The sequence below is a fragment of the Streptomyces sp. 3211.6 genome (assembly GCF_003634815.1).
GTDB classification, from domain to species: Bacteria; Actinomycetota; Actinomycetes; order Streptomycetales; family Streptomycetaceae; genus Streptomyces; species Streptomyces katrae_A.
In genome coordinates, this window is record NZ_RBXC01000001.1 from 4,060,713 (window position 1) to 4,083,594 (window position 22,882).

The following is a 22,882-nucleotide window of genomic DNA, read 5'->3' on the forward strand; positions in this document are numbered from 1 at the left end:
GTGGACACGATTGCCAGTCTGTTCAGCTTTATCACCACACCCGTGTCGTGGGTCATCGTCCAGTTCCACAAGCTGTACGGGGCGATCTTCGGCGCGGACAGTGGATGGGCCTGGGGCCTGTCCATCGTGTCCCTGGTGGTCCTGATCCGTATCTGCCTGATCCCGCTCTTCGTCAAGCAGATCAAGGCCACGCGCGGCATGCAGGCGCTCCAGCCGAAGATGAAGGCGATCCAGGAGCGCTACAAGAACGACAAGCAGCGTCAGTCCGAAGAGATGATGAAGCTGTACAAGGAGACGGGCACCAACCCGCTCTCCTCGTGCCTTCCCATCCTGGCGCAGTCCCCGTTCTTCTTCGCGCTCTACCACGTGCTCGCGGCCATCGCCAACGGCAAGACCATCGGCGTGATCAACCAGTCGCTGCTGGAGAGCGCCCGCCAGGCCCACATCTTCGGCGCCCCGCTGGCCGCCAAGTTCATGGACAGCAGCGAGAAGGTCGCGGGCCTGAACGCCTCGATCACCGACGTGCGCATCGTGACCGCCGTCATGATCGTCCTGATGTCGCTGTCGCAGTTCTACACCCAGCGTCAGCTGATGCAGAAGAACGTCGACCTCTCGGTCAAGACGCCGTTCATGCAGCAGCAGAAGATGCTGATGTACATCTTCCCGCTGATCTTCGCTTTCATGGGCATCAACTTCCCCGTCGGCGTCCTCGTCTACTGGCTGACCACCAACGTGTGGACCATGGGCCAGCAGATGTACGTGATCAACCAGAACCCGACGCCGGGCAGCAAGGCGCAGGACCAGTACCTGACCCGTCTCCTGAAGCACGTCTCCACCCACGGGAACGTCAAGGGCCGGGGCAAGAAGAAGATCGTCGCGGCCATCGTGGCCAAGGGCCCGGACCGCAACGACAACGAGCGTAAGTTCATCACCGCGCTGTCGAAGCAGGGCATGGCCGCCCAGGCCGACGGTTCCGTGATCAGGAGCTCCGAGGCCACCGCTGACGCCGACGCGGCGAGCGGCGGTGTCGCGACGAAGCGGCAGCAGCCCAAGCGGCAGCCGAAGTCGAAGCGCCAGACGCCCCCCAGCAAGCCCTCGAAGAAGTAGAAGGAGTCCCTCCCGTGACGGAAGGCACCACCACCGCCGCCGCTGAGAGTGGCGACACCCTCACCCGCCTCGAGCAGGAGGGCGAGATCGCGGCCGACTACCTTGAGGGTCTGCTGGACATCGCAGACCTGGACGGCGACATCGACATGGACGTCGAGGCCGACCGCGCCTCGGTGTCGATCGTCAGCGACTCGGGCGGCCGCGACCTGCAGAAGCTCGTGGGCCGTGACGGTGAGGTCCTGGAGGCCCTCCAGGAGCTGACCCGCCTCGCGGTGCACCGGGAGACCGGGGACCGCAGCCGGCTGATGCTGGACATCGCGGGCTTCCGGGCGAAGAAGCGCGCGGAGCTGGCGGCCCTGGGCGCCAAGGCCGCCGCGGACGTGAAGGCCTCGGGCGAGCCGCTGAAGCTGGCCCCGATGACCCCGTTCGAGCGCAAGGTCGTCCACGACGCCGTGGCGGCCGCGGGCCTCAAGAGCGAGTCCGAGGGCGAGGAGCCGCAGCGCTTCGTCGTTGTGCTTCCGGCCTGATCCGGAATGCTGTGAGTCGGCCCCGCCTGTGTCGCAGGCGGGGCCGATGTTTGTAAGCCTGGCAGTTGAACGTCCACGGTTTTGGCGTGAGCGGTTCTGTACGGAAGGACGGTCCCCGTGACGGAGGCAGCGGAGCTTCCCCCGGCGCCTGAAGAGGCGCGCGCGGTGTTCGGTGAATTTTTCCCGGAAGCTGTGCGGTATGCGGAGCTGCTCGCGGACGCGGGTGTCAAACGAGGCCTCATCGGCCCTCGTGAGGTACCCCGGTTGTGGGAACGGCACCTGCTGAACTGCGCGGTGCTCTCCGAGGTGGTGCCCGCCGGCGTCACCGTGTGCGACGTGGGATCCGGGGCCGGTCTGCCTGGTATCCCGCTCGCCCTGGTCCGGCGGGACCTGAAGATCACCCTGCTGGAACCGCTGCTTCGCCGCACGACCTTCCTCCAGGAAGCCGTCGAGCTGCTGGGGCTGGACCACGTCACGGTGGTGCGCGGCCGGGCCGAGGAAGTGCTGGGCAAGGTCCAGCCGGTCCACGTGGTCACGGCACGGGCGGTCGCCCCGCTGGACCGGCTGGCGGGCTGGGGCGTGCCGCTGCTGCGTCCCTACGGCGAGATGCTGGCGCTCAAGGGCGACACGGCCGAGGAGGAGCTGATCGCGGCGAAGACCGCGCTCAGCAAGCTCGGTGTGGTGAAGACCTCAGTGCTCCAGGTCGGCGAGGGCGTGGTCGATCCCCTGTCCACGGTGGTCCGGGTGGAGGTCGGGGAGAGCCCCGGCGGGGTGCGCTTCGCGGCCAAGCGGGCCAAGGCCGCCCGGGTGGGGCGGACCCGCCGGCGCCGCTGACGCCCCTGTCGTGGAGGCGATCCGGGGCGGGTTGCGCCCTATAGGTATGGATTTCGGAGTGTCGTAGCGGGCTGAAGACTCCGTCCCGGCATCGTGTTTCACGTGAAACGTCGCTCTCTGCTGCACGGAATCATCAGCCGCGGCCGGGCTGCTGCGGCCCCCCGTCCCCGCCAGGACCGGGGGGTGACGGAGTTGTCCACAACGGTGGATTCATCCACAGGAGCACGGGCCCCGCTGGTTCGCGACCCGGGTGGCATGGCAGGCTCTGTTCATCGCGAGCCCGCTGCCGAGGAGAGTGACACCGTGCGGTCCGACGCCAACCTCGCGGGGCCGATGGCCGATCCGGTCCCCGGTCCCCGCTCTGAACCGCCAGGCGACGTTTCCCTGGGCGCACCCCCGGCAGCCGCCGGCGCGGAGACGCCCTCGCCCCTCGTGGACAACGACGAGGACACCCCGATCGGCCGAGCCGTCCACCAGGCGGTGGAGGCCGTCGGCCGTACCGGTATCCCCCTGCCCCGGCCGGCGGAGACCCGGATCATGGTGGTGGCCAACCAGAAGGGCGGCGTCGGCAAGACCACGACGACCGTGAACCTGGCCGCCTCCCTGGCGCAGCACGGCGCGCGGGTCCTGGTGATCGACCTCGACCCGCAGGGCAACGCCTCCACGGCGCTCGGCATCGACCACCACGCGGACGTGCCCTCCATCTACGACGTGCTCGTCGACAGCCGGCCCCTGCTGGAGGTCGTCCAGCCGGTGGTGGACGTGGAAGGCCTCTTCTGTGCCCCGGCCACCATCGACCTCGCGGGTGCGGAGATCGAGCTGGTCTCCCTGGTGGCCCGCGAGAGCCGGCTCCAGCGCGCGATCCAGGCGTACGAGCAGCCGCTCGACTACATCCTGATCGACTGCCCGCCCTCCCTGGGCCTGCTGACCGTGAACGCCCTCGTGGCGGGCGCGGAGGTGCTGATCCCGATCCAGTGCGAGTACTACGCGCTGGAGGGGCTGGGTCAGCTCCTGCGCAACGTCGAGCTGGTGCGCGCCCACCTGAACCCGACCCTGCACGTGTCCACGATCCTGCTGACGATGTACGACGGCAGGACCCGGCTGGCCTCGCAGGTGGCGGACGAGGTGCGCACCCACTTCGGCAAGGAAGTGCTGCGCACCAGCATCCCGAGGTCGGTGCGCATCTCGGAGGCCCCGAGCTATGGGCAGACGGTCCTCACCTACGACCCGGGTTCCAGCGGGGCCCTCTCCTACATGGAGGCGGCGCGTGAGATCGCGCTCCGGGGAGCCGGAATCCATTACGACGCCCAGAACGTCCACACGGGCGCGGGCATGAACAGCACGCAGAGCATGGCGGAGGGGATCCAGTGAGTGAGCGACGTAGGGGTCTGGGGCGGGGGCTCGGCGCGCTGATCCCGGCCGCTCCCCAGGAGAAGACGCCGGTGATGGGTGCCGGCTCCACGTCCCCGTCGGCGGTGCCGGTACTGACGTCGGAGCGGGGCATCGCAGCGGCGAAGCTCGCCGCGTTGTCGCAGGCCGATGTTTCACGTGAAACATTGCCTCCGGTGGAGACGGTGGCTCCGCAGGCGGGCACTGCTGTGGTGGAGGGGGCGACCTTCGCAGAGCTTCCGCTGGAAGCGATCTCGCCCAACCCGCGCCAGCCGCGCGAGGTGTTCGACGAGGATGCCCTCGCGGAGCTGGTCGCCTCGATCCAGACAGTGGGTCTGCTCCAGCCGGTGGTCGTCCGGGAGGCAGCTGTCCCGGGGCGCTATGAGCTGATCATGGGTGAGCGGCGCTGGCGCGCCTGCCGCGAGGCGGGGCTGGAGTCCATCCCCGCGATCATCCGGGCGACCGACGACGAGAAGCTCCTTCTCGACGCCCTCCTGGAGAACCTGCACCGGGCGCAGCTGAACCCGCTGGAGGAGGCGGCCGCGTACGACCAGCTCCTCCGTGAGTTCAACTGCACCCACGACCAGCTGGCGGACCGGATCGGGCGCTCGCGTCCACAGGTCACGAACACCCTGCGACTGCTGAGGCTGACTCCGGAGGTGCAGAAGAAGGTGGCCGCCGGCGTGCTGCTGGCGGGTCACGCCCGGGCCCTGCTGGGTGTGGAGGACGCCGAGGAGCAGCTCCGTCTGGCCCAGCGGATCGTGGCCGAGGGCCTGTCGGTGCGCTCGGTCGAGGAGATCATCCAGCTGATGGGCTCCGAGCCGTCGAGCACCGCGAAGCCCAAGGGCCCGCGGGCCGGTGGCAGGGTGTCGCCGGCGCTCAGCGAGCTGGCGACGCGTCTGTCGGACCGCTTCGAGACCCGGGTGAAGGTGGATCTGGGCCAGAAGAAGGGCAAGATCACCGTCGAGTTCGCGTCGATGGAGGACCTGGAGCGGATCCTGGGAACCCTGGCGCCGGGCGAGGGCCGGGTACTGGAGCAGGGCCTCTCCGGGGAGTAGTCCTTCCCCTCCTGTTTTCCCCACTGCCCCCTGTTTCTCGAGATGTCCACCCTCGAAGAAGCAGGGGGCAGTGGTTACGATGCCGTTATGGGTCGTCGGCTCGTACCGCTCACGCTGGACAACCTCCAGGACCTGCCCAGGCGTTGCCGGAGCTGTGTGTTCTGGGAGCTCGATCCCGTCACCGGCGAGGCCGCGGTGAAAGCGGGCACCGCGGAGCTGGAGAAGGAAGCCTGGATCTCGGCGGTCCTCCTGGACTGGGGATCCTGTGGCCGCGTGGTCTATGTGGACGAGGTTCCGGTGGGATTCGTCCTCTACGCGCCGCCCGCCTACGTACCGCGCGCCGCTTCCTTCCCGACGAGCCCGGTCTCCCCGGACGCGGTGCAGCTGATCACCGCCTGGATCATGCCGGGCTATCAGGGGCAGGGGCTGGGGCGGGTCATGGTGCAGACGGTCGCCAAAGACCTGCTGCGGCGGGGGTTCAAGGCGATCGAGGCCTTCGGCGACGCCCGCTGGGAGCGGCCCGCCTGTCTGCTGCCGGCCGACCACCTGCTGTCCGTGGGCTTCAAGACCGTACGCCCCCATCCGGCTCACCCGAGGCTGCGGCTGGAGCTGCGCACCACGCTGTCGTGGAAGGAAGACGTGGAACTGGCCCTGGACCGGCTGCTGAGCGGCGCGAGGGCCCGCAAGGAACCGGCGCTGCGTCCGCTGTGACGGGCGCCGGGCGTGCGAAACGGGGCCGCCCCTTGAGGGGGCGGCCCCGTTTCACGTGAAACATCGAGTGCGTCAGGCGGTCTTGACCTCGATGAAGCCGTCCAGGTCACGCAGGATGGCGGCCTTCGGCTTGGCACCCACGATCGTCTTGGCGACCTCGCCGCCCTGGTAGACGTTCAGCGTCGGGATGGACATGACGCCGTACTTGGCAGCCGTGGCGGGGTTCTCGTCGATGTTGAGCTTGACGATCTCGATCTGGTCGCCGTACTCGGCCGCGATCGCCTCCAGCGACGGGGCGATCTGGCGGCACGGACCGCACCAGGCGGCCCAGAAGTCCACGAGCACGGGCTTGTCGCTGCGAAGGACCTCGGAGTCGAAGTCGGCGTCAGTCACGTTCTTGAGGGTGCCGGCCACAGCGGCCTCCTTCTTTCCTGCGGGGTGGGGTGTAGGGGGGTGGAGCGGGATCAGACGGTCGCGGCGGCGGGCTCGGCGTCCGAGAGGGCGGCGAGGAAGCGCTCCGCGTCCAGGGCGGCGGAGCAGCCGGTGCCGGCGGCGGTGATCGCCTGACGGTAGGTGTGGTCCACGACGTCGCCCGCGCCGAAGACACCGGGGAGGTTGGTGCGCGTGGAGGGCGCGTCGACCCTGAGGTAGCCCTCGTCGTCCAGGTCGAGCTGACCGGTGAACAGTTCGGTGCGCGGGTCGTGGCCGACGGCGATGAACAGGCCGGTCACGGGCAGCTCGGAGGTCTCACCGGTCTTGGTGTTGCGCAGCGTCAGGCCGGAAAGCTTCTGCTCGCCGTGGATGCCGGCCACCTCGCTGTCCCAGGCGAAGCTGATCTTCGGGTCGGCGAAGGCGCGGTCCTGCATGGCCTTGGAGGCGCGCAGGGTGTCACGGCGGTGGATGATCGTGACGGACTTGGCGAACCGGGAGAGGAAGGTCGCCTCCTCCATCGCGGTGTCGCCGCCGCCGACGACGGCGATGTCCTGGTCCTTGAAGAAGAACCCGTCACAGGTCGCGCACCAGGAGACGCCGCGTCCGGAGAGGGCGTCCTCGTTGGGCAGGCCGAGTTTGCGGTGCTGGGAGCCGGTGGTGACGATGACGGCCTTGGCGCGGTGGACCGTGCCGGCGGTGTCGGTGACGGTCTTGATCTCACCGGTGAGGTCCACGGAGACGATGTCGTCCGGGACCAGCTCCGCGCCGAAGCGCTCGGCCTGCGCGCGCATGTTGTCCATGAGGTCCGGACCCATGATGCCCTCCCGGAAGCCCGGGAAGTTCTCGACCTCGGTGGTGTTCATCAGCGCGCCGCCGGCGGTGACGGCACCCTCGAAGACCAGCGGGTTGAGCGAAGCGCGTGCGGTGTACAGGGCGGCCGTGTAACCGGCCGGCCCGGAGCCGATGATGATCACGTTTCGTACGTCGCTCACGGGTTCTTTCCTCGTCTCTGCGGACTTCGTGGTGCCTACCGGGGGCCGGTGCGGACTCTCACCCCACCCAACGGATCCTACGGCGCGCGCATTCCCCGGCCGTCCCCCTCTGCCTCCGGAAGCGCCGGGCGTTGATGTCGGAACCCTTCAGTTGCGGGGATACGTGCGGGTGAGAAGGGGCTTTTCGGGGGGCGCCGAGGGATTGTCGGCGCAGCCGGCGGCCACGAGGTAGGCGTCCACCTGGGCGGGGTCCTGTACATGGGGCAGGACGACGAGGTAGACCGCCGTGCCCTGGTAGCGGCCCGGCTCGGCGGCGAGGGGGGTCTCGGTGCGGCCGGTGGCCTGCTGTACACAGGGGGGCACCGAAGGCTGGGCCGGCTCCGGTGACCCCGGCCGCTCGGCGGGCGCCAGCCCGGGAGAGGCGTTCTCCAGCTCCATGGTCCGGTTCGAGTCCCCGGGAGCGGTCTTGGGAGCGTTCGTGGAGGGAGCGGAGGCCAGGAGCCGGTGGACGTTCTGCTGGAGCCCCTGACCGCTGTACTCCCCGGGGGCGGCCGAGCCGGCGGCCCGCACGGTGTTGTTGCTCGTGCTGGTGTCGTGGGCGCCGGTTCCGGACAGGCCGTTGAAGAGGAGGACGCCGAGCACACAGGCGGCTGCCCCGGCCAGGCCGGTCAGGACCGCGATCCGGCGGCGGGCGCGGCGACGGCCGGGTCCCGTTGCGCCGGACGGGTGACCGGAGGGTCGGTCGGCCCCGGTCCGGCCCGGGCTCGTTTCACGTGAAACATCGCCGAGGGCACGCGGCTCGGGAGCGGCGGCCCCGGCCCGGGAAGCGGTGGAATCGAGGAGGGCTTCGGCGGCGAGGGCCGCGTCGATGCGCCCCGCGATGTCGGAGGGCATCCGCGGCGGTCCGGGCAGAGTGCCCAGCAGGGACCGGATCTCCTCCAGGGAGGCGAGGACATCGGCGCACAGGGCGCAGTCGGCGAGGTGGCGTCGTACTTCGGTGGTACGGGAGGGTGAGAGGAGCCCTTCGGTCAGGTCGGAGATCTCCGAGACCTCCGGGTGCCGGATCGTGCCGGCGCTGCCGGTCGTGGGGGTCACGGTCGTCCACCTCCGCCCTTCACAGGGTCTGGGTCTGGTTCTGGCTGCCTGGGGTCTGCCGCAGATGGGACGGGTGCCCCCGGCGTCCGGTTCCTTCCCCGCTCGGTGGCGGTGTTATCCCCGGCATTCGTGCGCAGATGAGTGAGGAGTGGCAGGAGTTTCGCCCGGCCGCGCGCACACCGGCTCTTCACTGTTCCGACGGGGACGTCGAGAACGGCGGCGGCTTCGGCGACGGGATATCCCTGCATGTCGACGAGGACGAGGGCGGCCCGCTGGTCGGCGGGGAGGGTGGCGAGGGCGGCCAGGAGCTGGCGGTGGAGGTCCTGGCGTTCCGCGGGCGCCTCGGCGGACTCGTGGGGCTCCAGGAGCCGCTCCAGACGGTCGGTGTCGTCCAGCGGGGCGGTCCGGCGGGAGGCGGCCTTGCGGGCACGGTCCAGGCAGGCGTTGACGGTGATCCGGTGGAGCCAGGTGGTCACGGCGGAGTCCCCGCGGAAGGTGTGGGCGGCCCGGTAGGCGGAGACCAGGGCGTCCTGAACGGCGTCGGCGGCCTCCTCCCGGTCGCCGAGGGTCCGCAGTGCCACGGCCCACAGCCGGTCGCGGTGCCGCCGCACCAGCTCCCCGAAGGCATCGGGATCCCCCGCGACGTGCAGGGAAAGGAGCTCCTGGTCGCTGTGGTCGCCGGCTCTGGCTTCGTCCAACGGTCGGCCCCTCCCCTGCCGTGCGTCAGCCCTTGAACTTCACGTCCGTGATGCCCTGCTTGTACCCGGCGCCGCTGTAGTTGTCGTAGCCGGCGTACGGCATTTCTGTGATCCACAGGAGCACGTAGCGCGTCTTGACCGGCTTCTGCACGGTCAGCTTGACGCTGTTGTCCTTCGTGCTGACGCCCGCGATCTTCTTCTTCGGATCGACGGTGTCCTTGAGGTCCTTGGGGCTCAGCGCATCGGTGGCGTAGAGAGTCAGGGTGGTGTGGTCGCCCGCGTGCCTCAGCCCTATCGAGACCTCCTTGACCTCCTGCTCGGAGCCGAGGTCGTAGACGATCCCGACACCGGGCTTGATCACGATCTTCGGGCCGTCGGAGAAGCTCTTGGTGCGCCAGTAGCTGGAGGTGTCCCCGTCGTACGTCTTGTCGACGTCAGGCGCGTTCTGCGGGGTGCCGTCGGGCGCGTACTCCTTCGCGTCCTTGATGGCGAGGGGAGCGAGCTCCTTCTTCTCCGGGGCGGGGCCCTGCTGCTGGGGCTGGGTGGTCTCGCTGTTGTTCTGCTTGCTGTGGCCCAGGAGGGCGTCGGCGAGCTGCCAGCTGCCCAGGCCCAGGGCGGCGATCAGAAGGGCGGCGACGCCCCACTTGAGGACGCGGCCCGTCCGGCTCTGGAGCGGGGGCGGCGGGGGGACGGCGATCGGGGCCGTGGGCATGCCGACGGGAGCCGGGCGGCCGTAGCTGCCCTGCTGGTAGGTGGTGTGCTGGTACTCCGGGGGCGCCGTGAAGGCGGGCTCCGGCGGCTTGATGCGGGGCATCGCCGCGACCGCCTTGGCGAGCTCTTCCGGAGTGGTGCAGGCCGGCTCCTGGCGTGAGGCGGTGGCCCCGTCGTTGGCGAGGGCGCGCATGGCGAGCTCGCCGAGACCCCGGTGGACGCCGGCGCGCACCTGGTCGGGGGCGAGGAGGCCGACGCCCTTGGGCAGGCCGCGCAGGCCGTAGGCGTCGTTCTCGTACGGCCAGCGCTGGGTGAGGGCGGCGTACAGCAGCGCGCCGATGGCCTCGGTGTCCGCCCGCTGCGGGGTGTCGCTGGTGATGCCGCGCAGGGCGGCGTTCACGGCGAGGCCGCGGATGCGGTACTGACCCGTGGAGGTCCGCAGTATCGCGCTGGGCGTCAGGCGCAGGTGGGCCAGGCCCTCGCGGTGGGCGGCGGCCATGGCCTGGGAGACCTGGCTCACCAGTTGGTAGGCCTCGTGGGGCTCCAGCGTCCCGGCCGCGAGGACGGCGGTCAGCTCGGTGGCGTCGGGCAGCCACTCGTGGACGACGTAGACGAGGTCGTTCTCCTCGACGGCGTCGAGGACCTGGACGAACCGGGGGTCGCCGAGCAGGGCGGAGGAGCGGGCCGCCGCCAGGACGGTGCGGGCCCGGGGGTGGTCGGCGGGCAGCAGATGGACCCCGACGGCGCGCCGCAGCTTCTCGTCCATCGCGCGCCAGCTGCTGAATCCGTCCAGACGGGTGACGCACTCCTCGAGGCGGTAGCGCCGCGCGAGCTTGTGGCCGCTGTGGAGTTCCGGCGCGGCCGCGGGGGCAGCGCCTCTGCGTTCGCCGTCCTTCTCGGGCATGGGCTCGTCCGCGGCTCGTCCGTTCTGGGTGTCCACCCCGTCGGCCGTGGCCTTGGCCGCATCTGCGGCCAGCGGCTGGTCGCCGCTGTTGTCGGCCACGTCGACGGCAGCTGTGCTACGTTCCGCCACCGTCGTCCCTGCCTCCCCATCCGTTGCGCGCTGTCGGCCAGTCTGCGAAGCCATGCCAATTGTGCCCACAGTCCGCCGCTATGCACGACACACGATGGGGGCCGACGGTTGTGCGCATCAGCGTCCCAGTCGGCCGCGGACCATTCCGACCATGGAGTTGAGCTCTTCGATGCGCATGCGCTTGGCGGCGAGGAGGAAGACGCCGCCCAGGGCGATGCCGCCGGCGACCAGGGCGGCGAGGGAGCCGAGGGCTCCGCTGCCCAGGACGTGCATGACCCCGTAGGCGGCGGCGCCCGCCACCACTGCGGCCGGGACGCACGCGCCGATCAGACGGGTGTAGGTGCGCATGACGTGTGCACCGTCGAGGTCCCCGCCGAGGCGGGACTTGAGCCGGCGCCAGGCCACGCCGACGCCGACCACGTAGCCGAGGCCGTACGCGGCGGCCATGCCCACGACGGCCCAGCGCGCGGGCAGGACGAAGTAGGCCAGGGCGGAGACACCGGCGTTGACCGCGGCGACGATGACGGTGTTGTAGAAGGGGGTCCGGGTGTCCTCGTAGGCGTAGAACCCGCGCAGGACCACGTACTGGACGGAGTACGGGATCAGGCCGAGGCCGAAGGCCATCAGGACATAGCCGATGTTCACGGCGTCCTTGCCGGCGCTGGCGTAGAGCAGGGTGGCCATGGGGACGCCGAGCGCGAGGAAGGCGAAGGCGCAGGGCACGATGGCGACGGCCGAGGTGCGCAGGCCGTAGGAGATGTCGTCGCGGACCGCGGCGGCGTCGCCGTCATGGGCGGAGCGGGAGATCCGGGGCAGGACGGCGGTCATCACGGAGACGGTGATGATGGCCTGCGGCATCTGCCACAGCAGCAGCGCGTAGTTGTAGGCGGTGATACCGGTACCGCCGTGACCCAGCTTCTCCGCGGCCGTGCCGGCAGCGGTGGCGAGCTGGGTGACGACCACGAGGCCGATCTGGTTGGCGAGGACGAAGAAGAACGTCCACTTCGCCAGGCCGGCCGCCTTGCCGAGGCCGTGGCCCTTCCAGTCGAAGCGCAGGCGGGGACTGAAGCCGGCGTCGCGCAGGTAGGGGAGCATGGCGAGGGACTGGACGGCGAGGCCGAGCAGGGTGCCGATGCCGAGGAGGCGGACGCCCTCGGGGGTGATGGTCGCCTCGGAGACGCCGGAGGCGGTGAACCCGCCGAAGGCCCAGATGAAGGCGCCGAAGGTGGCGATGACGACGATGTTGTTGAGGACGGGGGTCCACATCATCGCGCCGAACCGGCCGCGGGCGTTGAGGATCTGACCGAGCACCACGTGGACGCCCATGAAGAACATCGTGGGCAGGCAGTAGTGGGCGAAGGCCACGGCGACGTCGAGGCGCTTGGGGTCGCCCGCGATGGTCGGCGACATCATGCGGATGAACAGCGGGGCGGCGAGGACGCAGATGGTGGTGACCGCGCCGAGGAGGGTGACGACGAGGGTGAGGAGGCGGTTGGCGTAGGCCTCGCCGCCGTCGTCGTCGTTCTTCATGGCACGCACGAGCTGCGGGATGAAGACGGCGTTGAGGGCGCCGCCGCCGACGAGGACGTAGATCATCGTCGGCAGGGTGTTGGCGACCTGGTAGGAGTCGTTGAGGGTGGCGACGCCGATGGCGCCCGCGATGACGAGGGTGCGGGCGAAGCCGGTGATGCGGGAGACGATCGTGCCGGCCGCCATCACGGCGCTGGACTTGAGCAGGCTGGCCGCCTTGCCGGCGGGCTTGCTCGGGGCCGGGGCGGCGACGGGGGCTTCCTCGGCCGGGGCGCCGGGGGCGGCCTGCTGGTCGCGGTAGAGGTGCGTGAAGGCGTCGGGCTCGGGCTGCTCGTCCGAGGCACTGGTGACCAGCGAGTCCACCCCGACGAACTGCGTCGTCGCCGCGTGGTCGCCGTAGGGCAGGTGGCGGGACGGGCCGTCCGGCTCCGGGGGCGGGGTCTGGGCCCATACGCGTGGGTCGGGACCGTGCGAGGGCGCCTGGGGCGCGGCGTAGAGCGGACCGGGCTCCTGGTAGGTGCCCGGCGGCGGCGGGGGGTGCGAGGCCCGGTCGTAGAGGGCCTCGGTCACCGGGTCCTGGGCCGACAGGTCCTGCGACCGGTAGGGGTCGTAGTCGTAGGCGTCCTGGACGTAGGGGTCGTGGTCCGGTGCGGGCGCGGGCGGCGGAACCTGCCCGGGCACCGGAGTGCCGGGGGCAGTGCCCTGGGCGGGCCCAGGCCCGCCGGCGCCCTGCGCGCGGTCACCGTCGTACGGCGCGTTCATCGCAACCCCACCTCATCGTCCCCAGGCCGGCCGGCCACGGCATCGCTCAACGGTCCACTGTCTCACCCGTTCCGGACCCCTCTGTGCTTTGCGGTCCGGTGTCCGTGGTCTCGTCACTCGGCTGCGTGCTCTCCTCGGCGGCGGCGCGGGCGGCGACGCGCTTGCGGCTGGCGTACATCTTGATGCCGGCCAGGACCAGGAGGAGCACACCGCCGGCGATGACGAGCATGACGGTGGGGGTGATCTCGGTGGCCTCGACGGTGAACTTGCGTTCCTTGCCGTACGGCACGCCGTCCTTGGTGAAGAGGCGTGCGGTGACCTGGACCGGACCACTCGCGGTGGCGTTGGCGGTGAACTTTACCGTCTGGCTGTGGCCGCCCTGAACGGTGACTTCCTGTTCCGATTCGCTGAACATCAAGCGGGTCGGGTTGTCGGATTTGACCCTCAGCACCAGGTTGTGCACGTCCTGGACGAGGCTGTTCTGGACGCTGACCGGGATCGTCGCGCTATGTCCGGACAAGGTGGCGTCCGACTTGGGGACGACCTTGACCTTGTCGGTCAGTCCGAGCAGGTAGGACTGCACCTCGTCACGGTAGCGGTCGGCCTCCTCGGGGCGGCCGCGCCAGGAGGTGGACATCTCCCGGTTGGTGGTGTTGCCGAAGGGGATCTCGACGCGGTCCGGGGCCGTGAGGATGACCTTGAAGTGGTCCAGGGTGTTCTGGGTGGTGCGGATCTTCTCGAACGCCGACACCGGGAGCTCCTGCTTGCTCAGGGCTTCCGGGTACTGGCCCGCGCCGGGCACCTGGGTCGCGGCGCCGGGGTCGGGCTTGGCGGCGGCCGCCGCCTCCAGGTCGGAGGGCTGGGTCCAGCGCGCGGCCTGGAGACCCCGCAGGGCGAGGGCCATCGACTCGGCCTGGCTGGCGGAGGGCCGGCGCTGGGGCGCGACCACGTAGCTCCGCGGTTCGTCGCCGCCCTGGAGGTTGAGCGCCAGGCTGTGGGCGAGGAACCGCTGCACGGCGAGCGTGGAGTTCCCGGCGCCGGCCATGTCGCCCTCGAAGGCGGTGGACAGATCGGCATCGGCGACCACGGCGGTGGTGCCCGCGCCGATGGGACGGGCGGCGCTCGGGGTGTAGCCGAGGGCGCCGGTCTCCTGGAGGCTGTCGCTGCGGGTCAGGACGTTGTGGGCGCCGGCCGAGGTGGCGACGTTCACGATCGACGGGTCGATCGCGCCTTCCACGGGCCAGGAGAAGTCGGTGGAGGCGTTGACGTGCAGCACCGTCTCGACGGCCTGCTTCGCCTTGTCGGTGGCGGGCCGCAGCTGGCCCAGGGTGCCGGAGACGTCCTTGCCGTGGTGGGCGAGGGAGGCGATGTCGGGGTCGGCGTACGGGAGGGCGACGACCTTCTTGCCCTGTACGGCGTTCTCCAGGGCGCTCAGCCACTGCTCGGCGACGGCCTTGTTGCGGCCCTGGACGGGCTTTCCGTCCGGGTCGGGGCTGCGGACCCGGTAGCCCTTGGTCATGGCGTCGACGGTGGCGAGGAGGTCGGGGTCGATGACCCAGGTGACCGGCAGGTCCTTGCCGAGCGAGACCATCCGCTCCAGCCGCCCGCCCGGCCGCAGCTCGTCGGCGAGGGAGTCGTCCATGAAGACCGGGGTCTGGACCTCGTCCGAGCCCGTCTCGGCGGTGACGCGGGTCGTGGAGATCAGCGGCCACACATAGGTGAGGGAGGACCGCTTGGCTGCCGGGTCCGGCTGCCAGGGCAGCACGGTCCGCTGGATGCCGAGCACCTGCTCGGACGGGCGGCTGTCGGTCGTCCCGGAGACGGAGACGCCCAGCTGGTAGACGCCGTCGGCACCCAGGTCGAGCTTGTTGACCGGCACCTTGATCGTGAAGGGCTGGCTGACCTTCGAGGGAAGGGAGTCGATCTTCGCGGCGAAGGCCTGGTCGATCTCTCCCGGGTCCACCCCCGGCCGGAACCCCTTGCGGTCCGCCACCTCGTCGATGGCCGACCGGTCACCCACCATGGGGCCGACCCGCAGCCCGACGTGGGCCCCCTTGATCGTCTCGCGGCCGTTGTTGACCACGGTCCCCTGGATGGTCAGCGTGTCGCTCTTGACCGGAGCGCTCGGTGACACCTCGGTCAGCTGGACGTCGACGGAAGACTCGGCGGCCTCGGCCACGGGGGCGGGGGCGTAGACGAGGGCGGCCAGCACCGGTGTTCCGCTCAGCAGGACGACCGCCCGCCGCAGCCATCGGCGCCGGGCAGGGGGGGAGGCCGCCCCCTGGATTTCTGCCGCCTCGGCCACGCGCTCACCAGTCCCTCGAAGTGTCAGTGGTCGTCGGTTCTGCGTCCACGCATGGTAACGAGACGCGCTGTGCGCGAGTGCCGCGCCTTGCTCCACAAGATCCGTTCCGGGTCCGTTCCGGTTCCCGGGCCCGGGGCTCGGCCCGCGCGGTGCTCCGCCAGGAGAAACCGGGCGGCCCCGGCCGGGCGGGCCACGTACCCTTTTCTGTTGTGCCGAACGCCAATGAAGACAACCCCAGTGCCCTGAGTCAGGTGCAGCGCCGCGCGGTCAGTGAACTGCTGCGGGTCGCGCCCGTCGCCGACGAGCTCGGCCGCCGTTTCCAGGAGGCGGGCTTCCGCCTCGCCCTGGTCGGCGGGTCCGTCCGCGACGCGCTGCTCGGGCGTCTCGGCAACGACCTCGACTTCACCACCGACGCGCGTCCCCAGGACGTACTGAAGATCGTGCGGCCGTGGGCCGACTCGGTCTGGGACGTCGGCATCGCCTTCGGCACCGTCGGCGCTCAGAAGCAGGGCTTCCAGATCGAGGTGACGACGTACCGCTCCGAGGCGTACGACCGCACCTCCCGCAAGCCCGAGGTCTCCTACGGCAACTCGATCGAGGAGGACCTGGTCCGCCGCGACTTCACCGTCAACGCCATGGCCCTGGCCCTGCCGGAGCAGGTGTTCGTCGACCCGCACGGCGGCCTGGAGGACCTGGCCGCCGGGGTGCTGCGGACGCCCGGAACCCCGGAGGACTCCTTCTCCGACGACCCGCTGCGGATGCTGCGCGCGGCCCGGTTCGCCGCACAGCTGGACTTCGAGGTCGCCCCCGAGGTCGTGGCGGCGATGAAGGCGATGGCCGACCGGATCGAGATCGTCTCGGCGGAGCGGGTACAGGCCGAGCTGAACAAGCTGCTGCTCTCCGCCCACCCGCGGAAGGGCCTGGCGCTCCTGGTGGACACCGGTCTCGCCGACCGGGTCCTGCCGGAGCTGCCGGCGCTGCGGCTGGAGAGTGACGAGCACCACCGGCACAAGGACGTCTACGACCACTCGCTGATCGTCCTGGAGCAGGCGATCGCGCTGGAGGAGGACGGCCCGGACCTGGTGCTGCGGCTCGCGGCCCTGCTGCACGACATCGGCAAGCCCCGCACGCGCCGCTTCGAGAGTGACGGCCGGGTCTCCTTCCACCACCACGAGGTGGTGGGCGCGAAGATGACCAAGAAGCGCATGGCGGCGCTGAAGTACTCGAACGACATGATCAAGGACGTGTCCCGGCTGGTGGAGCTGCACCTGCGCTTCCACGGTTACGGGGACGGTGAGTGGACCGACTCGGCGGTGCGGCGCTACGTCCGCGACGCGGGCCCGCTCCTGGACCGGCTGCACAAGCTGACCCGCTCCGACTGCACGACCCGAAACAAGCGCAAGGCCAATGCACTGTCCCGCACCTATGACGGGCTGGAGGAGCGGATCGCGCAGCTCCAGGAACAGGAGGAGCTGGACGCGATCCGCCCCGACCTGAACGGCAACGAGATCCAGCAGATCCTGGAGATCGGCCCGGGGCCCGCGGTGGGCAAGGCCTATGCCTTCCTGCTGGACCTGAGGCTGGAGAACGGCCCGATGGGGCACGAGGCGGCGGTGGCGGCCCTCAAGCAGTGGTGGGCCGAGCAGGCTCCCCAGGCCTGACCGGCGTCCGGCGCGGCCCGTGGGCGGCACTGTTTCACGTGAAACCAGTGCCTATGTTTCACGTGAAACATCGACGCGGTCGCGCCGCCGGCGCAGGAACACCGCCGTGCCGGCGTAGATCAGGGCCGTGGCCAGGAGCAGGGCCACGGACCGGCCGTCGGCGGGGAGCATCAGCGAGGACACCGCGGCCGCTCCGACGAAGGCCACGTTGAACAGCACGTCGTAGACGGAGAAGACCCGGCCCCGGTAGTCGTCGTCCACCCGGGACTGCACCACGGTGTCGGTGCAGATCTTGGCCCCCTGCGTGGCGACGCCCAGGGCGAAGGCGGCGACGAGCATCGGCCCGGGGGCGAAGAAGAGGCCGAGGGCCGGTACGAGGAGAGCCGATCCGGCCGCGCAGGCGGTGATCCAGCCCAGCGGGCCGAGCCGGCCGACCAGCCAGGGGGTCACCACGGCGGCCGCGAAGAACCCGGCACCGGAGACCCCGACGGCGACCCCCAGCAAGGCCAGGCCGTCCGCCTCGTTGTCCGACCACGCGTAGCGGCAGAGCATCAGCAGCATCACGGTCAGGGCCCCGTAGGCGAAGCGCATCAGGGTCATGGCGGTGAGGGCCCGGGCCGCCTCCCGTCGGGCGGCCAGGTGCCGCAGGCCCTCGGCCATGCCCCGTACGGTGAGCGCGACCCCTTCGAGGACCGACGGGCGTGTCCGGCCGGGGGGGTGGTCGGGCCCCAGGAGGTCGACGGCCAGCCGTAGCGCCACCAGCCCCGCACACAGGTACAGCCCGGCGCCGACCAGGACGACGAGCGCGTTGGACCCGGAGGCCAGGATCCGGACGAGGAAGGCCAGGCCGCCTCCGGCGACGGCCGCGAGCGTTCCGGCGGTGGGCGAGAGGGCGTTCGCGGTGACCAGTTCGTCGGCTTCGACGACGTGCGGCAGGGCGGCCGCGAGCCCGGCGAGGACGAAGCGGTTGACGGCGGTCACGGACAGGGCGGAGGCGTAGAAGAGCCAGTCGGGGACGTGCGCGACGATCAGTACGGCGGTGACGCAGGCGAGGAGGGCCCGCAGGACGTTGCCGTAGAGGAAGACCTGGCGGCGGCGCCAGCGGTCGAGCAGTACTCCGGCGAAGGGGCCGATCGCGGAGTAGGGCAGCAGGAGAACCGCCATCGCCGAGGCGATGGCGGCGGGAGAGGTCTGCTTCTCCGGGGAGAAGACCACGAAGGTGGCCAGGGCGACCTGGTACGTCCCGTCGGCGGCCTGGCACAGCAGCCGTACGGCGAGCAGGTTGCGGAAGTCCCTCCGGCGCAGGAGTACGCGCAGATCACGTACGACAGGCATGTGGGCAAGGGTCACATACACCGAGGGTCTCCGGACACATAGTCCGGAGACCCTCGGTGGAAGAAGCGTCGAAGAGCAGGTGTCCCGGGGGACCCTGGACCCGACCGGCGCTGCGACTAGCGCTCGACCTCGCCCTTGATGAACTTCTCGACGTTGGCCAGGGCCTCGTCGTCGAAGTACTGGACCGGCGGGGACTTCATGAAGTAGCTGGAGGCCGACAGGATCGGGCCGCCGATGCCGCGGTCCTTGGCGATCTTCGCGGCGCGCAGGGCGTCGATGATGACACCGGCGGAGTTCGGGGAGTCCCACACCTCGAGCTTGTACTCGAGGTTCAGCGGGACGTCGCCGAAGGCGCGGCCCTCGAGGCGGACGTAGGCCCACTTGCGGTCGTCGAGCCACGCCACGTAGTCGGACGGGCCGATGTGGACGTTCTTCTCGCCGAGCTCACGGTCGGGGATCTGCGAGGTGACGGCCTGCGTCTTGGAGATCTTCTTCGACTCGAGGCGGTCGCGCTCGAGCATGTTCTTGAAGTCCATGTTGCCGCCGACGTTGAGCTGCATGGTGCGCTCGAGGCGGACGCCGCGGTCTTCGAAGAGCTTCGCCATCACGCGGTGCGTGATGGTCGCGCCGACCTGGGACTTGATGTCGTCGCCGACGATCGGGACACCGGCCTCGGTGAACTTGTCGGCCCACTCCTTGGTGCCGGCGATGAAGACCGGGAGGGCGTTGACGAACGCGACCTTGGCGTCGATGGCGCACTGGGCGTAGAACTTCGCCGCGTCCTCGGAACCGACGGGGAGGTAGCAGACCAGGACGTCGACCTGGCGGTCCTTGAGGACCTGGACCACGTCGACCGGGGCCTCGGAGGACTCCTCGATGGTCATGCGGTAGTACTTGCCGAGACCGTCGAGGGTGTGGCCGCGCTGGACCGTGACGCCCTTGTTCGGGACGTCGCAGATCTTGATGGTGTTGTTCTCGCTGGCGCCGATGGCGTCCGAGAGGTCCAGGCCGACCTTCTTGGCGTCGACGTCGAACGCGGCGACGAACTCGACGTCACGGACGTGGTAGTCGCCGAACTGGACGTGCATCAGACCCGGGACCTTGGTGGCCGGGTCGGCGTCCTTGTAGTACTCGACGCCCTGCACCAGCGAGGCGGCGCAGTTGCCCACGCCGACGATGGCTACGCGAACCGAACCCATTCCGGTTGCTCCCTGTCTGTTCTCGGAACGAGGCCTGCGAGATGCAGGTCTCACTTTGCTGTTTCGTCGGGCGGACCGGGGCGTCTCTTGTCCCGTCCCGCCCTCTCGCTCTCGATGAGCTCGTTCAGCCAGCGCACTTCACGCTCGACGGATTCCATTCCGTGCCGCTGCAGCTCGAGCGTGTAGTCGTCCAGGCGCTCGCGTGTGCGGGCGAGCGAGGCGCGCATCTTCTCCAGGCGCTCCTCCAGCCGGCTGCGACGGCCCTCCAGAACCCGCATCCGCACTTCTCGTTCGGTCTGGCCGAAGAAGGCGAAGCGGGCGGCGAAGGACTCGTCCTCCCAGGTGTCGGGGCCGGTGTGGGAGAGGAGCTCTTCGAAGTGCTCCTTACCTGCTGCCGTCAACCGGTAGACGATCTTGGCGCGGCGCCCTGCGAGTGAAGCGGCGAGAGCGTCCTCCGGGGCGTTCCCCGGTTCTTCGATCAACCAGCCGTTGGCGACCAGCGTCTTGAGGCAGGGATAGAGAGTCCCGTAGCTGAACGCCCTGAATACCCCCAGTGAGGTGTTGAGCCGCTTGCGCAGCTCGTACCCGTGCATGGGGGATTCGCGAAGCAGGCCGAGGACGGCGAACTCGAGGATGCCTGAGCGCCTGCTCATCCGCCTGCCCCTCTCTGCCTCTGAGTTTATGTCGAGCTGATGTATCGGCTCGATACATCCAGACCATAGATCGACACGCTTCCGGCGACAAGCCAAGACATGGTGACCGGCGTCACATCACCAATTCGTACGACGCAAGTTGCCTGATTTGGGGTGAACTTCGGCACTGATTGGGTTTTGGTCGTGCGTAGGCTGTGCTGCAGGACCACCGGGGGGAACCGGAATCACCTGCCGCTTCCAGGCCACTCGCCTGCCCGAGGAGTAGTCGTTCGATGAGCGAGCACCGCCGCAAACCGCCGCAGCCCCAGGGCGGCGGCCGCGCCGCGTCCCGCCGGGCTGCCCAGCAGCACCCTGGCCGGGGCGCCGGTCCCGGCCGGGGCGTCCCCTCCGCACCGCCCGGCGGACCCTATGCGGACCAGAGCGCCCACGGCGGTCGCGCGGACGCCCGCAGGGCCGCCCAGCGCCCCGCCGCCGGCCGAGGACGCCCAGGTGGGAAGGGGGGTGGCGGCTGCAAGCGGCTCATCGACTACCCCCGTGCCGGGAAGACCGGCTGGAAGCGGTTCGTGCCCTCCTGGAAGCTGGTCTGCGGCAGCATCCTGGGATTCTTCGCCTTCATCATCGCCGGGGCCGGCGTCGGTATCGCCATGGTCGGCACCCCGGACGTGAACAAGGCCGCCAAGGCGCAGAACAACGTCTTCCAGTGGGCCGACGGCTCCCAGATGGTGGCCACCGGCGGGTCCACGAACCGCCAGATCGTCCCGATCGACCAGATCCCGGTCTCCATGCGGAATGCCGTGATCGCCGCCGAGAACGAGTCGTTCGAAACGGACAAAGGCGTCGATCCCATGGGTATTGCCCGGGCCGTGGTGAACATGGCCTCGGGCGGTTCGACCCAGGGTGGCTCCACCATCACCCAGCAGTACGTCAAGAACATGTACCTCGACTCCGAGCAGACGCTCAAGCGCAAGGTCACAGAGCTCTTCATCGCGATCAAGCTGGGTACCACCGAGAGCAAGGACGTCGTCCTCGCCGGCTACCTGAACACCGCCTACTTCGGCCGCGACGCCTACGGCATCCAGGCCGCCGCCCGCGCCTACTTCGGCAAGGACGCCAAGGACCTCAACCCGTCCGAGAGCGCCTTCCTCGCCTCCCTGCTCAAGGGCCCCAACCTCTACAACCCGGACGGCGGCATCGGCTCGGCGGCCACCCCCGAAGCCAACGAGAAGCGCGCCCGGGCGCGCTGGGCCTGGGTGCTCGACCGTGAGGTCGCCGTCCACCGCATGGAGCAGTCCGAGCGGGACAAGTACAAGGAGTTCCCCGCCCGGGTCGACCTCGCCCAGGCGAGCGGCATGTCGGGCCAGACCGGCTACCTGGTCGAGGTGGCCAAGTCGTACGTCATGAAGACGGCCGACATCAGCGCCGAGAAGATGGCCCTCGGCGGCTACACCATCCGCACCACCTTCCAGAAGCCCAAGGTGGACGCCCTGTCCAAGGCGGTCGAGGACACCCGCAACGACTTCCTCGACGAGAAGAAGCGGCCCGAGTACGACACCTTCGTCCAGTTCGGCGCCGCCTCCGTCGACGTGAAGACCGGGGCGATCGTCGCTCTGTACGGCGGGCCCGGCTGGGACCACAAGTACTTCGCCAACAACGCCAACACCTCCGGCGTCCCCGTCGGCTCGACCTGGAAGCCGTACGTGCTGGCCGCGGCCATGGAGTACGGCACGCAGAACTCCAAGGGCGCGGGCATCTCGCCCAACAGCAAGTACAACGCCAACGACCTCACGGTGATCAACGACCGCTCGGGCAAGCCGCTGCTCGGCCCCGACGGCCAGCCGTTCAAGCAGAAGAACGAGAGCGAGTACCCGTACGGCTACGTCACCCTGAACGAGGCGATGGAGAAGTCCATCAACGTCCCGTTCGCCCAGCTGGTCTTCGACGTCGGCCACAGCAAGGTCCGCCAGGTCGCCAAGGCCACCGGCATCCTCGAGGAGTCGATGGACGAGAACAACAACGCCTCGTTCGCCCTCGGCACCTCGACCCCCAGCGCCATCCGCATGGCCGACTCCTACGCCACCTTCGCCGCGTCCGGGACTCATCACGAGCCCTTCTCGGTCCTGGAGGTCACCAAGGACGGCAGCAAGCTGCCCGGCTTCCAGGCCTCCAAGGAGTCGCGGGCCATGGACAACTCCGTCGCGGACAACGTCACCAAGGTCCTGCGCAACGTCGTGGAGAACGGCACCGGCACCAAGGCCAAGAAGCTGGGCCGGCCCGCCGCCGGCAAGACCGGTACCACCGACCAGAACAAGTCGGCCTGGTTCGTCGGCTACACCCCGGAGCTCTCCACCTCGGTCATGCTCTTCCGCAACGACCCGAACTCCAAGGACAAGAAGCTCATGTCCATGAACCACGTGGGCGGTGTCGACTCCATCCACGGTGGTGACATCCCCGCGGTGATCTGGACCGAGTACATGCGCGAGGCCCTCAAGGGCACCCCGGTGAAGGACTTCCCGGAGGCCGAGGACATCGGCGTCGTCGCCGACGCCGCCGGGGCCCCCTCGCCCAGCCCCTCGGTGTCGGTGTCCCCCTCCGTCTCCCCGTCCACGTCCGTGTCGCCCTCGCCGTCCACGTCGGTGTCCCCCTCCCCGTCCGAGGGGGGCAAGCCGTGCAAGCCCAAGCCGTGGAACCTGAACTGCGACCCGCAGACCGCGGCCGGTACGAGTTCCGGAGCGGGCGGCAACACGACCGGCGGGAACACCGACCCGGCCACCACACCCCCCGCGGGCCGTCCGGGACGCCAGGGCGGCACGAGCAACTGGGGCAGCATCATGGGCGCCCAGGGCTGACCCG

Annotated in this window: 18 protein-coding genes; 8 read left to right on the top strand and 10 right to left on the bottom strand. The window is 69.9% G+C overall.

Translation table 11 applies throughout. The features are described 5' to 3' along the window. From yidC to BX286_RS18750, 6 genes are all read left to right on the top strand, one after another. Window positions 1–1,107 (top strand): membrane protein insertase YidC, encoded by a 1,107-nt coding sequence (yidC, locus tag BX286_RS18725; RefSeq protein ID WP_079428612.1) that lies wholly within the window; start codon window positions 1–3, stop codon window positions 1,105–1,107. Window positions 1,108–1,121: 14 nt separating this feature from the next. Beyond that, on the top strand, window positions 1,122–1,634 hold the full coding sequence (locus tag BX286_RS18730; protein ID WP_079428614.1) for a R3H domain-containing nucleic acid-binding protein: 513 nt from the start codon (window positions 1,122–1,124) through the stop codon (window positions 1,632–1,634). 117 nt (window positions 1,635–1,751) lie between these two features. Next, entirely contained in the window at window positions 1,752–2,468 is a 717-nt protein-coding gene (gene rsmG, locus BX286_RS18735; protein ID WP_079428616.1) for a 16S rRNA (guanine(527)-N(7))-methyltransferase RsmG, read from the top strand. A 255-nt stretch (window positions 2,469–2,723) separates the two neighbouring features. Beyond that, window positions 2,724–3,839 (top strand): ParA family protein, encoded by a 1,116-nt coding sequence (locus tag BX286_RS18740; protein ID WP_079428618.1) that lies wholly within the window; start codon window positions 2,724–2,726, stop codon window positions 3,837–3,839. After that, complete coding sequence (locus BX286_RS18745; protein WP_079428620.1) at window positions 3,836–4,915, top strand: ParB/RepB/Spo0J family partition protein; 1,080 nt, start codon at window positions 3,836–3,838, stop codon at window positions 4,913–4,915. Before BX286_RS18740 ends, BX286_RS18745 begins: the two co-directional genes overlap by 4 nt. Before the next feature lie 87 nt (window positions 4,916–5,002). Then, window positions 5,003–5,626 (top strand): GNAT family N-acetyltransferase, encoded by a 624-nt coding sequence (locus BX286_RS18750; protein WP_079428622.1) that lies wholly within the window; start codon window positions 5,003–5,005, stop codon window positions 5,624–5,626. 72 nt (window positions 5,627–5,698) lie between these two features. Here BX286_RS18750 and trxA read toward each other — a convergent pair whose 3' ends face one another. From trxA to BX286_RS18785, 7 genes are all read right to left on the bottom strand, one after another. Beyond that, entirely contained in the window at window positions 5,699–6,040 is a 342-nt protein-coding gene (trxA, locus tag BX286_RS18755) for a thioredoxin (protein WP_079428624.1), read from the bottom strand. A gap of 50 nt (window positions 6,041–6,090) precedes the next feature. Then, window positions 6,091–7,050: a thioredoxin-disulfide reductase gene (trxB, locus tag BX286_RS18760; protein WP_079428626.1), complete on the bottom strand. Its 960-nt coding sequence runs from the start codon at window positions 7,048–7,050 to the stop codon at window positions 6,091–6,093. 147 nt (window positions 7,051–7,197) lie between these two features. Then, a complete protein-coding gene (locus tag BX286_RS18765; protein WP_100863318.1) occupies window positions 7,198–8,145 on the bottom strand; it encodes an anti-sigma factor in 948 nt (315 codons plus the stop codon). Then, a complete protein-coding gene (gene sigM, locus BX286_RS18770; protein ID WP_079428630.1) occupies window positions 8,142–8,843 on the bottom strand; it encodes an RNA polymerase sigma factor SigM in 702 nt (233 codons plus the stop codon). The genes BX286_RS18765 and sigM overlap by 4 nt, the downstream gene beginning before the upstream one ends. Window positions 8,844–8,868: 25 nt before the next feature. After that, on the bottom strand, window positions 8,869–10,587 hold the full coding sequence (locus BX286_RS18775; protein WP_079428632.1) for a protein kinase family protein: 1,719 nt from the start codon (window positions 10,585–10,587) through the stop codon (window positions 8,869–8,871). Window positions 10,588–10,704: 117 nt separating this feature from the next. After that, window positions 10,705–12,879 carry a murein biosynthesis integral membrane protein MurJ gene (gene murJ / locus BX286_RS18780; protein WP_079428634.1) on the bottom strand — a complete coding sequence of 725 codons (2,175 nt, stop codon included), beginning with the start codon at window positions 12,877–12,879 and terminating at the stop codon, window positions 10,705–10,707. Between the two features lie 46 nt (window positions 12,880–12,925). After that, a complete protein-coding gene (locus BX286_RS18785; RefSeq protein ID WP_187344163.1) occupies window positions 12,926–15,184 on the bottom strand; it encodes a DUF6049 family protein in 2,259 nt (752 codons plus the stop codon). A gap of 209 nt (window positions 15,185–15,393) precedes the next feature. On the opposite strand from BX286_RS18785, the gene BX286_RS18790 reads away from it, so the two are divergent. Further along, window positions 15,394–16,845, top strand: coding sequence for a CCA tRNA nucleotidyltransferase (locus BX286_RS18790; protein WP_079428636.1), 1,452 nt, complete (start codon window positions 15,394–15,396; stop codon window positions 16,843–16,845). Between the two features lie 51 nt (window positions 16,846–16,896). Here BX286_RS18790 and BX286_RS18795 read toward each other — a convergent pair whose 3' ends face one another. The 3 genes from BX286_RS18795 to BX286_RS18805 all read right to left on the bottom strand — a co-directional run bounded on the left by BX286_RS18795 (window position 16,897) and on the right by BX286_RS18805 (window position 20,032). Beyond that, the gene (locus tag BX286_RS18795; RefSeq protein WP_100863317.1) at window positions 16,897–18,180 is read right to left on the bottom strand and encodes an MFS transporter; all 1,284 of its coding nucleotides are present in this window, start codon (window positions 18,178–18,180) and stop codon (window positions 16,897–16,899) included. A 116-nt stretch (window positions 18,181–18,296) separates the two neighbouring features. Further along, complete coding sequence (locus tag BX286_RS18800) at window positions 18,297–19,379, bottom strand: inositol-3-phosphate synthase (protein ID WP_100863316.1); 1,083 nt, start codon at window positions 19,377–19,379, stop codon at window positions 18,297–18,299. A 50-nt stretch (window positions 19,380–19,429) separates the two neighbouring features. Continuing rightward, window positions 19,430–20,032, bottom strand: coding sequence for a PadR family transcriptional regulator (locus BX286_RS18805; RefSeq protein ID WP_079428642.1), 603 nt, complete (start codon window positions 20,030–20,032; stop codon window positions 19,430–19,432). Window positions 20,033–20,304: 272 nt separating this feature from the next. Here BX286_RS18805 and BX286_RS18810 point away from each other — a divergent pair, with 272 nt between their 5' ends. Then, complete coding sequence (locus tag BX286_RS18810) at window positions 20,305–22,878, top strand: transglycosylase domain-containing protein (protein WP_121015565.1); 2,574 nt, start codon at window positions 20,305–20,307, stop codon at window positions 22,876–22,878. Window positions 22,879–22,882: the final 4 nt, after the last annotated feature.